The organism is Saccharopolyspora sp. NPDC000995, assembly GCF_053599315.1.
The window spans coordinates 1-15072 of the sequence record NZ_JBSFLZ010000016.1; the positions used below are offsets into that span (position 1 = coordinate 1).

General features: G+C 70.7%; 16 protein-coding genes. 3 read left to right on the top strand and 13 right to left on the bottom strand.

The window, feature by feature from the left end; all coding sequences use genetic code 11:
• On the top strand, positions 1-183 hold a 183-nt coding region (locus tag ACWDKQ_RS08305; protein ID WP_450138074.1), incomplete at its 5' end, for a helix-turn-helix domain-containing protein.
• An 85-nt stretch (positions 184-268) separates the two neighbouring features.
• Here the strand turns inward: ACWDKQ_RS08305 and ACWDKQ_RS08310 are convergent.
• The 10 genes from ACWDKQ_RS08310 to ACWDKQ_RS08355 all read right to left on the bottom strand — a co-directional run bounded on the left by ACWDKQ_RS08310 (position 269) and on the right by ACWDKQ_RS08355 (position 10379).
• Positions 269-442 (bottom strand): hypothetical protein, encoded by a 174-nt coding sequence (locus tag ACWDKQ_RS08310; protein ID WP_450138075.1) that lies wholly within the window; start codon positions 440-442, stop codon positions 269-271.
• A 231-nt stretch (positions 443-673) separates the two neighbouring features.
• A complete protein-coding gene (locus ACWDKQ_RS08315) occupies positions 674-1279 on the bottom strand; it encodes an energy-coupling factor transporter transmembrane component T family protein (RefSeq protein WP_450138076.1) in 606 nt (201 codons plus the stop codon).
• The gene (locus ACWDKQ_RS08320; protein ID WP_450138077.1) at positions 1276-1950 is read right to left on the bottom strand and encodes an energy-coupling factor ABC transporter ATP-binding protein; all 675 of its coding nucleotides are present in this window, start codon (positions 1948-1950) and stop codon (positions 1276-1278) included. The genes ACWDKQ_RS08315 and ACWDKQ_RS08320 overlap by 4 nt, the downstream gene beginning before the upstream one ends.
• Positions 1947-3068 (bottom strand): thiolase family protein, encoded by a 1122-nt coding sequence (locus tag ACWDKQ_RS08325; protein WP_450138078.1) that lies wholly within the window; start codon positions 3066-3068, stop codon positions 1947-1949. The genes ACWDKQ_RS08320 and ACWDKQ_RS08325 overlap by 4 nt, the downstream gene beginning before the upstream one ends.
• The gene (locus ACWDKQ_RS08330) at positions 3065-4495 is read right to left on the bottom strand and encodes an AMP-binding protein (RefSeq protein WP_450138079.1); all 1431 of its coding nucleotides are present in this window, start codon (positions 4493-4495) and stop codon (positions 3065-3067) included. The genes ACWDKQ_RS08325 and ACWDKQ_RS08330 overlap by 4 nt, the downstream gene beginning before the upstream one ends.
• A 2-nt stretch (positions 4496-4497) precedes the next feature.
• On the bottom strand, positions 4498-5085 hold the full coding sequence (locus ACWDKQ_RS08335; protein ID WP_450138080.1) for a biotin transporter BioY: 588 nt from the start codon (positions 5083-5085) through the stop codon (positions 4498-4500).
• 474 nt (positions 5086-5559) lie between these two features.
• A complete protein-coding gene (locus ACWDKQ_RS08340) occupies positions 5560-5724 on the bottom strand; it encodes a hypothetical protein (protein ID WP_450138081.1) in 165 nt (54 codons plus the stop codon).
• A 189-nt stretch (positions 5725-5913) separates the two neighbouring features.
• Positions 5914-8076 carry an ATP-dependent DNA helicase gene (locus tag ACWDKQ_RS08345; RefSeq protein WP_450138082.1) on the bottom strand — a complete coding sequence of 721 codons (2163 nt, stop codon included), beginning with the start codon at positions 8074-8076 and terminating at the stop codon, positions 5914-5916.
• 363 nt (positions 8077-8439) lie between these two features.
• Complete coding sequence (locus tag ACWDKQ_RS08350) at positions 8440-9009, bottom strand: nicotinamidase (protein WP_450138083.1); 570 nt, start codon at positions 9007-9009, stop codon at positions 8440-8442.
• Between the two features lie 65 nt (positions 9010-9074).
• Positions 9075-10379 (bottom strand): nicotinate phosphoribosyltransferase, encoded by a 1305-nt coding sequence (locus tag ACWDKQ_RS08355; RefSeq protein ID WP_450138084.1) that lies wholly within the window; start codon positions 10377-10379, stop codon positions 9075-9077.
• Positions 10380-10589: 210 nt separating this feature from the next.
• On the opposite strand from ACWDKQ_RS08355, the gene clpS reads away from it, so the two are divergent.
• Positions 10590-10883 carry an ATP-dependent Clp protease adapter ClpS gene (clpS, locus tag ACWDKQ_RS08360; protein ID WP_450138085.1) on the top strand — a complete coding sequence of 98 codons (294 nt, stop codon included), beginning with the start codon at positions 10590-10592 and terminating at the stop codon, positions 10881-10883.
• Positions 10884-11447 (top strand): DUF2017 domain-containing protein, encoded by a 564-nt coding sequence (locus tag ACWDKQ_RS08365; protein ID WP_450138086.1) that lies wholly within the window; start codon positions 10884-10886, stop codon positions 11445-11447.
• Positions 11448-11936: 489 nt separating this feature from the next.
• Here ACWDKQ_RS08365 and ACWDKQ_RS08370 read toward each other — a convergent pair whose 3' ends face one another.
• The 3 genes from ACWDKQ_RS08370 to ACWDKQ_RS08380 all read right to left on the bottom strand — a co-directional run bounded on the left by ACWDKQ_RS08370 (position 11937) and on the right by ACWDKQ_RS08380 (position 15027).
• Complete coding sequence (locus ACWDKQ_RS08370; RefSeq protein ID WP_450138087.1) at positions 11937-12845, bottom strand: TAXI family TRAP transporter solute-binding subunit; 909 nt, start codon at positions 12843-12845, stop codon at positions 11937-11939.
• Complete coding sequence (locus ACWDKQ_RS08375) at positions 12845-14218, bottom strand: ATP-binding protein (RefSeq protein WP_450138088.1); 1374 nt, start codon at positions 14216-14218, stop codon at positions 12845-12847. Before ACWDKQ_RS08375 ends, ACWDKQ_RS08370 begins: the two co-directional genes overlap by 1 nt.
• A gap of 152 nt (positions 14219-14370) precedes the next feature.
• Positions 14371-15027: a response regulator transcription factor gene (locus ACWDKQ_RS08380; protein WP_450138089.1), complete on the bottom strand. Its 657-nt coding sequence runs from the start codon at positions 15025-15027 to the stop codon at positions 14371-14373.
• Positions 15028-15072: the final 45 nt, after the last annotated feature.

Sequence of the window (15072 nt, forward strand, 5' to 3'; positions counted from 1 at the left end):
GGTCTTGTCGGGACCGACGGCTGGCTAACCGCCGCCGGCCGGGCCACGAAGGAACGAGTCGAGGCGTTGACCGACCGGCTCGCGGAGGCGCCGTACAACGCCCTGGGCCCCAGCGAGCTTGACCGTCTCGTCGCCGACCTCGAACCGATCTCAGCTGCCATCCGGACGGACTTCCCGTGGTAGCGGCGCCAGGGACCTTGTGTTCGATCAACTCGGCCTTGAACGTGCCGTTGAGGCCGCGGCGATAGCTGATACGGCTCGGGTTTCTTCAGAAGGAAGCCACTGGGGTGCCGGAAAGGCTTTCATCGGGCACGATGCCCAGGCCAGGACCTTGCGGTCGCTTGATATGGCCGCCCTCGATGCGGATCCCGCTTTCCTGATCGTAATGACCTTCGATGTGGGAGGCCGCCAGCCAGACGCCTTCGAGCAGCTCAAGTGCCACCATCGCGCCGATATGGGCGCACGCGGCGGCCGCCCAAACATAGGCCGAGCCCGAGAATGTTTTGCAATCTTTCGATTGCTAGGTCTCTGGCGGCCTGATTGGTCGTCAAGGCCACTGCATCCTCGGGCCGGTCGCCGGGTTTCCCCGGTAACTCCTGATTGGGCCACTGCGGCGGGGTCGACACCAGGGCCTAAAGTCCCGGCAGCTGACAAAACGGGTAGCCGGACGAAGTCAGTCGTCGCCGACGCCGCGGGCCGCGAGGGCTTCGCCGAGTTCGTCGGAGTGGCGCAGGGTGCGGACCAGAAACGGCACCGCGAAGGCAGAAAAGGAGCGCTCCGCGTTTCGGGCTCGTTGCGCTTCGCGCACCTGCGTCGCCATCGTCGAGAGCGCCGCCACCGCTTGGAGCGTCAGGCCCACCAGCAGCCCGATCCGTTCCGGCCGGACGCCGAAGCGCCGCAGCGGGCCCAACCCGCGCTCCACGGCGGTGACCAGGTCGTCGACCCTGGTTGTCAGGGTGAAGAGGTTCGCGGCGGCGAGCGCGCCGAGCAGCCGCAGGCACACCACCGCGGCGCTGTCGAGGCCGAGCATCCACCACTGCAGCAGGAAAACCACCACCAGCAGCGGGATCAGCAACCGCATCGCTTGCCAGCAGCGGCGCAGTGGTACCCGGCCGACCAGGTACGTGACCGCGACGCCGAACACACACCCGGCCAGCGCGAGCGGCGAGTGCAGCACGAACGTCGCCACGGCGAACGCAAGCAGGGCCAAGAACTTCCAGCCGGCCCCGAGCCGGTGCAGGAGACTGCTGCCGGGTTCGTACAGGCCGAGCGGGCTCACTTGATCAGCTCCCGGTAGTACGGGATGGCCGCGGCCGGTTCATCGTCGGCGACGACCTTGCCCGCGTCGAGCACCACCACCCGGTCGAAGGCGTCCAGCAGGTCCAGGTCGTGGGTGACCAGCACGACCTGCTGCCGCAGCCCGTCGAGGACGTCGACGAAGTGCCGCTTGTTGCGCAGGTCGAGCAGCGTCGTCGGCTCGTCGCAGACCAGCACGTCCGGCTCCAGCACCAGCATCGAGCACAGCGCCAGCAGTTGCTTCTGCCCACCCGAAAGCTGGTGCGCCGGGTGGTCGGCGTAGCCCTCCAGCCCGTGCCGCGCCAGCACCTCCGCGGCCCGACGCTGCCGCTCCGCCTTGGAAAGGCCCTGCCTGCGCAGCGAGAACGCGACGTCTTCGCCCGCGGTGGGCATCACGATCTGGCTGTCCGGGTTGGTGAAGATGAACCCCACGCGTCGTCGCACCGCCCGGCCGTCGCGCACCGGATCCACCCCGTCGACCAGCACCCGGCCTCGGCTGGGGCGCACCAGGCCGTTGATCATCCGGGCCAGGGTGGACTTGCCCGAGCCGTTCGCCCCTACGAACGCGACGCGCCGCTCGGCCAGCCGTAGGTCCACCCCGTCCAGCACGGTGCGTTCGTCGTAGCTGTGCCCGACTTCCTCGAACTCGATCAACCCACTCGCTCCCACATCGTGGCCACGCCCAGCCCGCCGCCCGAGGACAGCGCCGCCAGGCCGATGCGCGGCCCGTCCGCCCGCACCATCCGGCTGAACAACCGCACCACGAGCACCGCGCCGGAGGCGCCCCAAGGGTGGCCGAGCGCGATCGCGCCGCCGTCGGGGCTGACCAGGTGCTCGTCGATGCCCGCGGCGTCCAGGCAGGCAAGTGTCTGCCCGGCGAAGGCCTCGTTGAACTCGACGACTTCCGGGGTGTGCCGTTTGAGCAGCTCCTGCATGGCGGGCACCGCACCCAGGCCGAGGCGGTTCGGATCAACTCCCGAGGTGACCCAGTCCAGCAGCCGCAGCCCCGGAACGCCGAGTCGGCGGCGCTGTTGTTCGGTGGTGATCAGCACGGCGGCGGCCGCGTCGTTGATCCCGCACGAGTTCGCCGCGGTCGCGGTCCCACCCGGGGTGAACGCGGGCCGGAACCGGGCCAGCCGTTCGGCCGTGAAACCCTCGCGGGGCCGCTCATCCGCTGCGGCGCTCCCGATCTGCACCAGCTCAGCGCCGAAGCGCCCTGCTCGTTGCGCGGCGATGGCGCGTTCGTGGCTGCGGGCGGCGAAAACATCTTGGCGGCGCCGCGAAATCCCGGCTTCGGCCGCCACGACGTCCGCCGCCGGGCCCATGTCCGGGTCGCCGATCTCGGCCGGTGCGAACGGCGCACGGCTGTAGAAGCGGGGCGGTTCGGTCGCCGAGCGTGGTCGCCATGCCCGCCACGGCGCGGTCGACGGGCTCTCGACGCCGCCGGCGATGAACCAGTCCCCGGCTCCGCCGCGGATCATCGCCGCAGCGGTGGTGATCGCGGTCAGCCCGCTCGCGCACTGCCGATCGATCGTCATACCCGGTGTGGCGTCGCCCAACCCGGCGCGCAACGCCGCCACCCGAGCCGGATTCCCACCGGGGCCGAGGACGTTGCCGAGCAGCACATCGTCCACTGTGTCCACACCGGCATCGTCGAGAACAGCACGCAACACGGGTGCGGCGAGCCGGTCGACGGGCACATGGCGCAGCAGCCCACCAGCCTCGCCGATCGGAGTGCGACGCGCCGCGATCACGACAGGAGTTCGGTTCACAACGCCTCCGTGCGAAGCGTTCCAGCGCGCAGGCGCTCCACGATCACGGCGCGCGCTGGTTTGCCGGACGCCGTTCGGGGCAGCTCCCGCACTGCCAGCCAGCGCCGGGGGCGCTTCGCCGGGTCCAGCTCCCCTCGGACCCTCGCCCGCAGCTCGCGCAGGGACGGCGGGACAAGCGGGTCGATCTCGACGACCGCCGTGACTAGCTCGCCGAACCTCGGATGCGGGGTTGCGCAAACCAGCACGTCAAGCACGCCTTCAGCGCCGCGCAGCACCGACTCGACCTCTTCCGCGCCGACGATCCGGGCACCGGTGTTGATCGCCGACCCGGCGCGACCGAGAACCTCCAGCGAACCGTCGCAGTGCAGGGCCGCGCGGTCGCAGACCGTCGACCAGCCGTCCTCCGTCGCCGCTGGCACGATCTCGCCGCCGCGGAGGTAGCCGTCGAAGACCAGCTCGGAACGCACCCACAGTTCCCCGACGCCATCAACGGGATCGCGCACTTCCACGTCGACCACAGGCCGCAGCGGGCCACCCCGCCGGACGGCGATCAGCGAATGCTCCGCCGACCCGTAGTACTCGACGAGTTCGCACCCGGGAAGGACCTCGGCGAGCCGTCCCTCCAACTCTTCGTCGACCTTCGCTCCGCCGCAAACCACTGTGCGCAAACCACATTCGGCCCGCAAGGCCGGATCGCGATCCAAAGTAGACAGAAGTGCCGAAAGCATCGCCGGCACGAGGTGGACGGCGGTGGCCCGCCGCGAAGCGTCGGCGGCGTCGGCTGCGGACCACTTGTCCAACAGCTCCACCTCGGCACCCGAATGCAGCGCGTGCAGCGCACCGAAGAGGAACAACGACGAACTCAGCGGCCCAGGGATCAAAACGCGATCCCGAGCGGCCAGCGGCAGGTCGAGCGCGGCGAAGCTGCGAAGCCACGACCGCCGCGACCGGATCAGCACCTTCGGAGAGCCGCTGCTCCCGGAGGTGGTGGGCAGGTAGAAGTGCGTGAGCTCGCTGCCGGCGGGCATTGAGCATGCGGCGCGAACGGTCCGTTCGCTTTCGGTTGTGGGGTGAACGGCCTGTTCGCGCCGGGAGGTGGCGCGAACGGTCCGTTCGCCTTCGCCGGCGGCGTGTCCGGACCACTCGTCCAAGCTCAGCACCAGGTCTGGGCGGGCGTCGGCGAGGACCGCCGCGCGGTCGCCGTCGGTCCAGGCGGGTTCGAGGAGCAGGGTCGCGCAGCCCGCGAGGTCCGCGCCCAAGAAGTGGATCAAGCGCGTTAGCGCGTTGCCGCCGTCGAAGGCGACCCGGGAGCCGGGCGGTAGGAGCTGCGCAGCGCGGGTGGCCCGCGCGAGCAGCTCCCGGGGGTCCAGCGCGGTTGCGGCGTGCGCGAGCCGCGAAGCGGGGGAGCGGCCGAGGATCGGCAGCACGCTCAGCCCTCGGCGGTGGCGCGGCGCGCCGAGCCGGTCAGGGTTGCCGGGACGGCGCGGTGCACCGCGACGGCGACGAGCGAGACGGCGACGAGCTTCACGGCGTCGCCGGGGAGGAACACCAGCGACTGCAGCGCGGCAGCGCGCAGGTCGCCGATGACCAGGCCCCAGTACGGGATGCCGATCAGGTAGTCCACGGCGACACCGGCGGCGTTGGCCGCGAGCAGCACGAACAGCCCCGGCTTGGGCAGGCTGCGTTGCACGATCAGACCTACGACGACAGCCGCCACCACCCAGCCGACCAGGAATCCACCGCTGGGCCCGATGAACGGCGCAATGCCGCCGCGGCCTCCGGACAGCAGGGGGAGGCCGATCGCGACCAGGACGAGGAACAGGAGCGTGGCCGCACCGCCTCTGCGGGCGCCCAGGATGCTGCCGGCCAGCAACGGTCCGGCGTTCTGCAGCACGACCGGCACCGCCGCGCCGCCGAGGTAGAAACCGGGAAAAATCCCGAGTACGGCGATGAATGCGGCGAAGACCACAGTCCTGGCCAGGTTCGCGGCGGGCGCAGCTTGGCGTGGTGCGGACACAGCGTCTCCCTAGCGGTAGATCGACAACGTGGTCGGGCGGTGGCATTGCCGGACGGGTGAACCGTGCCGCGCCCGACGATACCGCTTCCGGCCTGCCGGAAATCCTCCCCGACCAGCGGTTCTCGTCGAATCGGGCGGCCTCGGCGCGACCCGTTCGGCGCGGCGAGCTCAACCTACCCGCCAACCCCGCCGAAACAGAAAGCCCAGCGCCGAGTTGTCGATCGCCTACAAACCAGCCACCTCGATCCCGGCTGCCCAGGCGCCCGGCGTTTCAGTGGGAGCCCGTGAGCGCAGTTCGTGCTGCGGAGGCCGTTGTCTGGTTCTGCCTTGCAAACCGGTGTGCAGCCAACGGCCTGTTCGCCTAGGTAGGTGAGGTGAGCGGATGCTCCGTTCGCTTCACCCAGCACCTCCCCAAAACGGCCTCCACTGCACCGCCGAAGCACTCGCGACCACGCGAGCAGCGGAAACCGGTCGTCAGAGCTGGGTGCGGGGTCGGCGATCCGCTGTTAGAAGGAGCGGCGGAGCTCGGTTGGGGCGATAGGTGTCGGCGAGCCACTGCGAGTCGACCGCCGCGAGGCAGATGTCGAACGCGCCGTCCACGTCCAGGCCTTGGGGCCGCATGGCCTCCGTGACCTGCATGTACCGCTCGATGAACTCGTGGAACTGGCCGAAGTCGCGGAGTGACTCCGGGCCGGACGCGGGCAGACTCCGTTACGGACGGCGATCTCCCAGGTCGTTTCGGCTGGGATGGCGCCCACCAGGTGGCAGTGCAGCTCCGCCTTCGGCAGGCGGCGTAGGAAGTCTTCGAACGAGATCACGGCGCCACCGCTAGGCCTCTGCGGCCGCGGACGATAGCCGCCGCAGGGCCCCGCGGACGACCTCCGGGTCGTGGGTGGTCCAGAACGGCGGCAGCGAGGCGCGCAGAAAACCGCCGTAGCGGGCGGTGGCCAGCCTCGGGTCCAGCACCGCGATCACGCCGCGATCGTTCGGTGCGCGCAGCAGCCGGCCAGCGCCCTGCGCCAGCAGCAGGGCGGCGTGCGTGCCCGCAACCGTGATAAACCCGTTCCCGCCGCGTTCGGACACCGCTTTCTGCCGGGCCGAGGCGAGCGGATCGTCAGGGCGCGGGAACGGGATCCGGTCCATCACTACCAGCTGCAGCGAGTCGCCGGGCACGTCCACGCCCTGCCACAGCGACAGGGTGCCGAACAGCGAGGTCTCCGGGTCTTCGGCGAACCTACGGACCAAGAGCGCGGTCGAGTCCTCCCCCTGGCACAGCACCGGCGTGCCGAGTCGTTCGCGCAGCTCCTCCGACGCCTGCTTGGCCGCGCGCATCGACGAGAACAGTCCGAGCGTGCGCCCGCCGGCTGCCTGCACCAGCTCGGTCAGCTCCTCCAGGTACTGCGGTGGCAGCCCGTCGCGGCCCGGCGCCGGCAGGTGCTTGGCGATGTAGAGGATGCCGCTGCGCTGGTGTTCGAACGGAGAACCCACGTCCAGCCCGGTCCACTTGGGACCGCTGGTGTCGGAGGGCGCCTCCTTCGCGGTTGCCATCCCGGAGACAGGGCGAGACTGCTGTTGCGGCGGCAGGCCCCACTGCTGGGCCAGCGTGTCGAACGAGCCGCCGAGCGCGAGCGTCGCCGACGTCAGGACCGTGGTGCGCGCTCCGAAGAGCCGTTCCCGCAGCAGCGCACCGACCCCCAGCGGCGCGACCCGTACGGTCGGTGGGCGATTCGGCTCGGCGGACACCCACACGACGTCGAACTGCTTCTCGTCGTCGAAGGCCTCCAGCAGCCGGACCGCGGTGTCGTGGACCTCTTCGGTGACCGCGTGCGCGAGCTTGCGCGCCGTGCTGCCCTCGGCGTCTTCCTTGCGTTCCGGGCCGAGGGCGTTGATGCAGGCCCACGCGGCGTCGCGGGTCACAGTCAGGGCGCCGCCCAGGTCCTGCGGGAGTTCTTCCAGCCGACCGGGATTCGCCGACTGCAGCACCAGGTCGAGCCCCTCGGCGGCCTCGTTGAGCCGGTCGGCGACCTCCTCGTCGATGGCCCGCCCGCAGCGCCGGGCGGCGGTCCGCACCGCGCCCGCCGTCAGCTCGCTGGTGGCCGCCGAGGTCACCCGGTCCACCAGGTCGTGCGCCTCGTCGACCAGGACGACATCATGCTCGGGAAGCACTGGCCGGTCGTCCAGGGCGTCGATGGCCAGCAGCGCATGGTTCGTCACGACGATGTCCGCGCGCCCGGCCTCGGCCCTGGCGCGTTCGGCGAAGCAGTCGACGCCCACCGGGCAGCGGTGCACGCCGAGGCATTCCTTGGCGGTGACCGACATCTGCCGCCAGGCCTGGTCGGTGACGCCGGGCACGAGCTCGTCGCGGTCGCCGGTCTCGGTTTCGGTGGCCCACTCCTGGACCCGCTTGACCTGCCGCTCCAGCGCGGACGCGGCGAAGGCGTCGAACAACGCACCGTCGTCGGGCTCTTCGGGAGCGTTGCCGTGCACGCGATTCAGGCAAAGGTAGTTGCGGCGGCCCTTGAGGATCGCGAACGTCGGCCGTCGCCCGATCGCGTCGGCGAGCGCGGCGGACAGCCGGGGGAGATCCCGGTCGACGAGCTGGCGCTGCAGGGCGATGGTCGCCGTTGAGACGACCACGGTGGTGCCTTCGGCGACGGCGTGCCGGATCGCCGGTACCAGGTACGCCAGCGATTTTCCGGTGCCGGTCCCGGCCTGCACGGCCAGGTGTTCGCCGGAGCCGATGGAGTTCTCGACGGCTTGGGCCATCTGGGCCTGGCCCTCACGAGGCACGCCGCCGACCGCCCCGATCGCGATCTCCATCAGGGTTGTGAGGTCCGGGATGTCCGGCTTGGGCTTGGCGGTCAGCGCGAGTTCCGGCACGTCCCGCTTGCCCACCTTGGCGAGGTCGGCGGCGATCTCCGGTGGCAGCTCGTCGTCTTCGTCGGGCTCGAATGCAACCGGGTCGGACCATCGCGGGACAGAGGTGGGCACGAGAAGAAACTACCGCGCACCCCTGTCTACGAGCCCCAATGCCCCGGCGAACCGCGCGCCGCTGCACGCGCCGCTAGAACCGGACGCGGAGGGCAGTCGTGGTCCGGGAAGCGCTGCAGCATCGTGGCGAGGCGTTCCCGCGGAGGTCGGAGCGTCGCGCGAGCTTTTTCGAACACCCCCCGGGTTTCGCCGCAGGGCCTGCACCACCCGACCCACCTCGTCCTCGAGGAACTCGACGGCCGGTCAACTCCGCCGCTCCCCCTGCACGCCGAGGTAGCGCTGCTCGTGCTCGGCCAGGTCCGCGGCGATGCCCTCGCTCGGTCTCCCCGATGGCGCTGTGGGTCCTGGCCAGCGGAGATACGGCTACCGGACCACCGGTTCGCCGATGAGGTTCACGCCCTCGGAGTCCAGCTCCGACAGCGCCGCGTCGACCGTTTCGCGGGACACACCTGCCGTCAGCTCCAGCAGCACCGTGGTCTCCAGGCCGGATCGGACCGCGTCGAGCGCCGTGGCGCGGACGCAGTGGTCGGTGGCGATGCCCACGACGTCGACCCGGCGGACGCCGTGGTCGGCGAGCCAGTCGCGCAGCGGCCGGTCCCGGAAGTCGATGCCTTCGAATCCGGAGTAGCCGTCGCTGTACTGGCCCTTCGAGAACACCGCCTCCACCGGGCCCACGTCCAGCTCGGGGTGGAACGCCGCGCCGGGGGTGCCCGCCACGCAGTGCCGTGGCCAGGAGCGAACGAAGTCCGGCTCGTCGCTGAAGTGGGCACCGGGATCGATGTGGTAGTCGCGGGTTGCCACCACGTGGTCGTGGTCGAACCCCGCGAGGTACCGCGAAATCTCCGTCGCTACCCCCGCGCCGCCGACCACGGCGAGCGATCCGCCCTCGCAGAAGTCGTTCTGCACGTCCACGATGATCAAAGCCTTGGTCATCACACCCCCTCGCCGCCGTCACCGCAATTGTGAATCGCCACCCGGCCCCACGGGAAGCGCCGGGCTCAGGCCTCGTGGAAGACCGTCGGAATGGCCGGTTCGCCGTGCGAGAGCTTGAGCCCCTCCCACGGCAAGGTCACCAGCGCATGCCGCAGCCGCTGCCGGTCGTCCCCCAGCGTTGGCACGTCGTCGACCCGCTTCCCGTCGCGGATCAGCGGGATCTGCAGGAAGCGGTCGTGCGGCCCGAGCACCGGCTCGGCGGCGCCCGGTGCGATCTGGAAGATGACCTCCTCCACCGCGGTGCCGGTTTCCTTGTGCCGCCGCACCGCCGCCTTGCGGCCGCCGCGCGACGTCTTGTGCGAGCTCCGCTTCGCGACCGGGCGGCCCTCGACCTCAACCAGTTTGTAGACCATCTCGGCGGTCGGCGCGCCGGAGCCGGTGACCAGCGCGGTGCCCACCCCGTAGCCGTCGACCGGTTCGGCGCGCAGCGAGGCGATGGCGTACTCGTCGAGGTCGCCGGAGACGACGATCCGGGTACCTGTCGCGCCGAGCCGGTCGAGCTGGTCGCGGGCCTGCCGGGCGAGCACGCCGACGTCGCCGGAGTCGATCCGGACCGCGCCGAGGCCGGTCCCGGCGACCTCCACCGCCAGCTCGATGCCGCGGGTGATGTCGTAGGTGTCGACCAGCAGCGTCGTGTCGGTGCCGAGCGAGGCGATCTGGGATTCGAATGCGGTGCGCTCGGAGTCATGCAGCAAGGTGAACGCGTGCGCCACGGTGCCCGCGGTCGGAATGCCGTAGCGGCGTCCCGCCTCCAGGTTCGAAGTGGCGGTGAAGCCGGCGAGGTAGGCGATCCGCGCCGCCGCCACGGCCGACTCCTCGTGGGTGCGCCGCGAGCCCATCTCGATCATCCGGCGACCATTGGCCGCCGACACCATCCGCGCCGCCGCGGCCGCGATCGCGCTGTCGTGGTTGAGGATCGACAGGATTAGCGTCTCCAGCACCACGGCTTCGGCGAACGTGCCGCGCACGGTCAGCAGCGGCGAGCCGGGGAAGAACAGCTCGCCTTCGGGGTAGCCGTCGATCTGCCCCTGGAACTGGTAGCCGCGCAGCCACTCCAGGGTCGCGTCGTCCACGACGCGGGTGGCGGCGAGTTGTTCGAGTTCCGGCTCGCCGAACCGGAAGTTCTCGATCGCGTCCAGCATCCGGCCGGTGCCGCCGGTTACCCCGTAGCGTCGGCCGTCCGGCAGGCGCCGGGTGAACACCTCGAAGGTGCACGGGCGCAGCGCGGTGCCGTCCCGCAGCGCACTGGCGAGCATCGTCAGCTCGTACTGGTCCGTCAGCAGCGCGGTGCTGCCCGTCGGGGAGCTCATGCCGCTGAGACTAAATAGTGGGGGCCGGGGTGCGCTTGGGTGGTCACCTGGCGGAACACCGGATTCGGGGTCACCGGAGTCGCGCGTGGTCGGACGCCGCTCGCCGGACGCACGGGCGCCATGTGGCGGAAGTAGCGCAAATCCAGTGCGTGTGCCGGGTTTGCCTGTGCGGTCGACACGGCTGTGACGGCAGCGTGCGACGATGGAGGCATGACCTCGCCCGCTGAAATCGAGCGCGCGCAACTCGAACCGGACGCACTCGGTACCGAGGACAAGCCGTGGGTGACCGTGGTGTGGAACGACCCGGTCAACCTGATGTCCTACGTGACCTACGTGCTCCAGAAGATCTTCGGCTACACCCGGGATCACGCGACGAAGTTGATGCTGGACGTGCACCACAAGGGCAAGGCGGTGGTGTCCTCGGGCTCCAAGGAGAAGGTCGAGGGCGACGTGACGAAGCTGCACGCCGCCGGCCTGTGGGCCACGATGCAGAAGGATTCCTGAGTGGAAGGCTGGATCCGCAAGAACGGTCACGTGCAGGCCGAGCTGTCGCAGCAGGAAGCCGCGGTCATCCGGGGTCTGGTGGGGCAGATCAAGGACATGCTCGCCGCCCGGTCCGACGAGGCGCCCAAGGACGAGCTGACAGAGCTGACCGGTATCCGCACCGGGCCGACGACGCCGCCCGAGGACCGCGTGCTGGCGCGGCTGCTGCCGGACTTCTACCGGCGCGACCCGATCACCGGTGAGACCGACGAGGAAGAGTCGGACGCGGCCGGGGCGATGCGGTCGCTGCACGAGCCGGGCCTGCTGGAGGCCAAATCCGGGGTGGCCGCGCTGGTGCTGGAGACCTGCCCGCCGCAGGGCGGCCGGATCAAGCTGACCGGCGAGCAGGCCGACGGCTGGCTGAAGGCGCTCAATGACGTGCGGTTGGCGCTGGGCACGGCGCTGGACGTGGCGGAGGACATGCCGGACGACCTGCCCGACGACGACATGCGCCGCGAGCACCTGGGCGTGTACCAGTGGCTCACCTGGGTCCAGGACAGCCTCGTCGGCGCTTTGACTGCCTGACGGACCCTGCTGGCTAATTCCGCGAGGGTCACCAACCGGTGTGCGGTGGACGGCCTGTTCGCTTCGGTAGACGACACGAGCGGTCCGTTCGCTGGCGTTCATCCGATGTGCCAGCAGGGTCCTGACGGTCTGTTTCGCTCGTTCTGCGTATCGGTCGGGGTGACGAACCTTTAGAGGCCTTCTAAGCTCCGGGATCCCCGGCACACCTGCGACCCGTCGTGGCGGGGCTGCTGTCCTCGCGAGAAAGGCTCGTGGTGCGAGGTGTCCCCACAAGGCACCGCACGGCACTGTTGAGAACCGGCGCAAGGTGCACGGTTTGGTAGGCGAGCCACCCCCGCGAGGGGCGGCTTAGCCAGTGCTAAGCGGCTGCGCCGCTTCAAGACAAAAGGCAAAGCAACTACCGGGCCGTTGTTTCGGCTGGTCAGATGTTGTGACGGTTGTTGGAAGTACTCGCGGGCATCGACCTGCCTGGAGGTTGTCCCTGCGGTTTCAGCCGTGGAGGTCGCGGTAGGCGCGTTCGGCGCCGGGGTGCAGCGGTACCGCGCCGGTGCCGATCAGGTTGCGTACGTCCAGGAACTGGGTGCCCACCGTCTCCTGCGGGACCAAAAACGGCGCGCGGAGCACCAGGATCCGGACGACCGCTTCGGCCAGGTCCACGGGAAGTTCCGGGGTGCAGGCCAGGATGTTGGGCACCCCCACCGTGGGGACTCCACCGGTGTGCCAGTAAGCGCGGGGCGGGACCACGACCGGGTCGCACATCGGACCGCAGCCGGCCGCCGTCGTGTCCAGCGGTAGCAAGCGTATGCCGACCCGGTCGTCGAGCGTCTTGAGCACCGGCGTCGGCAGTCCACCGGACCACAACAGCGCGTCGATCCGTCGGCGCTCCAACGCCGCGATCGCGTCTTCAAGCGGCAGCGCTTCGCTGTGCACCCCGCGGTGCTTCGCGAGCAGGTGGGCCCCGAGCATCGCGGTACCGGACTTCGGGGCGCCGATCGAAACCCTGCGTCCTGCCAGCTCATCGATGCTGTGCACGGGGCTGTCGGCCAGCACGACCAGTTGCGTGTAGTTCTCGTAAACCCGGCCTATGGCGCGTAGCGGAATCCGCGGGCCGAGGTCGCCGTTCTGCGCCGCTGCGGCGGTGTGGGCGAGCACCATGCCGAGATCGGCCTGCCCGTCGCGCAGCAATTCGACGTTCGCGACGCTGCCCTGGCTGCTTGACACCGCCATCCGCAGGCCCGGCACGGTTGCCGACACCTCGGCGGCCAGCTGCCTGGCGAAGGCGGTGTAGAACCCGCCGGGCTCGCCGGCGGCGATGCGGAGCGTTCGCTCGGGCGTCTGCCCGGTGCAGGCGCTGAGCAGCCCGGTGCAGGCGAGCGCGAGCAGGGTTCGGCGGCGCATCACGCGTCCTCCCGAGACGGCAGTTCCAGCCGAACCGACATGCCGTGCGGCTGGGCGGGCTCGATTTGCAGCGAGCCACCGCGAGCTGTCATCAGGCTGTCGGCGATCGCCAGCCCGAGGCCGCAACCGCGACTACCGCGATGCCGCCCGGCGCGCCAGAAGCGCTGCGCGGCGAGGGATATCTCCTTGCTGGACAGCCCCGGGCCGGTGTCGCTGACGGTGAGCGTGCAGCTGCCGGGGCCGGCTTCGCAGGTCACCGACACAGACGCCCCCTGTCCGGCGTACTTGATGGCGTTGTCCAGCAGGATGTCGAGGACTTGCGCAAGGTCGTCCGCCGGGAGGTCCGCCTCGGCTGGGTCCAGCCGGGCTTCTGCGAACCGGATCCCGGCCGCCTCGGCCGCGGATCGCCACGCCTCGATCCGGTCGGCCACCACGACGTCCACCTCGCAGGGCTCCGCTGGGGACTCCGCGGGTTGGCGATCGGCGGTGGCCAGGTCCAGCAGCCGGTCCAACAGCGACTCCAAGCGGTCCACCTCCTCCAGCGTCGACCGGTAGTTCCGCGCACCTTCCGGCGTGATCCGTCGTTCCAGCGCGTCGACGCGCAGGCGCAGCGCGGCCATCGGGTTGCGCAGCTGGTGGGACGCGTCCGCGACGAGCCGCCGCTGCTGCTCCTCGGCGTCCGCGACCGCCTCCGACATCCGGTTGAACGACACCGCCAATTCCCGCAGCTCCGGCGGGCCGGCGTCCTCCGGCACCCGCGAGCGGCGCGAACCGGCGCCCACCGCCCGTACCCCGCCCCGCAGCTCCGCCAATGGCCGCAGGATCCACCGGGCCAGCACCAGCGCCAGCAGCCCGCACACCGCCAGCGCGCTCAGCGCGCCCGCCGCGATCAGCGCCCACCGCCCAGCGATGTCCCGCGTCGCGTGCTGCACCGAGGCGCGCAGGACGATCGCACCGGTCACACCCATGCCGTCGCCGACCGGCCGGTACCGCACCAGCTCTCCCCCGGACCACGGCTGGAGCCACGGCACCGGCCCCGCCAGCTCGTTGCGCAGCGCTTTGTCGATCGACTCGGCCACTTCGGCGGCGCGCATCCCGCCGGTTTCCACCACTGGCGCGCGGTTCGCGTCGACCACCACGAGCGGCTCGCCATATAGCTCGGTGTAGCGGCCGACCTCAGCGATCAGCTGGGTGGTGTCGCCGCTGCTGAAGGCGTGGTCGGCGAGCGCGGCGAACCGGTCCAGGTCGGCGGTGCGAGCCAGCACCAGCTGCTGCGTCCGTTCCGCCGCGGTGGCGCGCAACAGCGGTGCGGCGAACCCGGCGACGGCGAGGACAGAGAATGAGAGCAGCACCAACAACAGTCGTTTGCGCATCAGCCGCCACGCCGTCCAGGAGATTCCACCTGCTCAACCGTACTTTCCGAGCTGACTGGACCGAGCGGCGGTTTCCGCTGGCCCGGGGCCGTGAGTGAGTTGGGTCGCCATCCATGGCTGCCCAACGGTCTCACGCCCCGCGAGCAGCGGATTCAGTTCCCGAACCGGTAGCCGAATCCGCGGATCGTCACCAGCAGTTCGGGGCGGCCGAGTTTGGCGCGCAGCTGCGCGATGTGCACGTCCAGGGATCGGGAGACCGCCAGGTAGGCGTCACCCCAGATCTCATCCATCAGGCGCTGCCTGCTGACCGCGTTGCCGGCCTCGCCCGCCAGCACCGCGAGCACGTCGAACTCCTTCGGCGTCAGCTCCACATCGCCGCCGTCGACCCGCACCCGGCGGGTCCGCAGATTGACGTGCACGTCGCCGACCTCGACCTCGTCGGCGACCGCGCCCGGCAGGCGACCGCGCCGGGCCACCGCCTCGATCCGGGCCAGCAGCTCCGCCATCCGCACCGGCTTGACCAGGTAGTCGTCCGCGCCGGAGCGCAGGCCGCGCACGATCATGCGCTCCTCGCCGCGGGCGGTCAGAACCACCACCGGGATCGGCCCGATCCGGCGGAGCTTCCGGAGCACGTCGAGGCCGTCGGCGTCCGGCAGGCCGAGGTCGAGCAGCACCAAGTCGTGCTCCCGGTGACGGGTCAGCGCGTCGGCACCCCGGGACACCCAGGTGGGCCGGTGGCCGTGCGCGGCGAGGACTTCGACGAGCGCGTTGGCCACACCGTCGTCGTCCTCGACGAGAAGCACGCGCACCGGCCACCTCCGAGAGCCCCGCTCAGAGTACGGCCACGCGTCGGG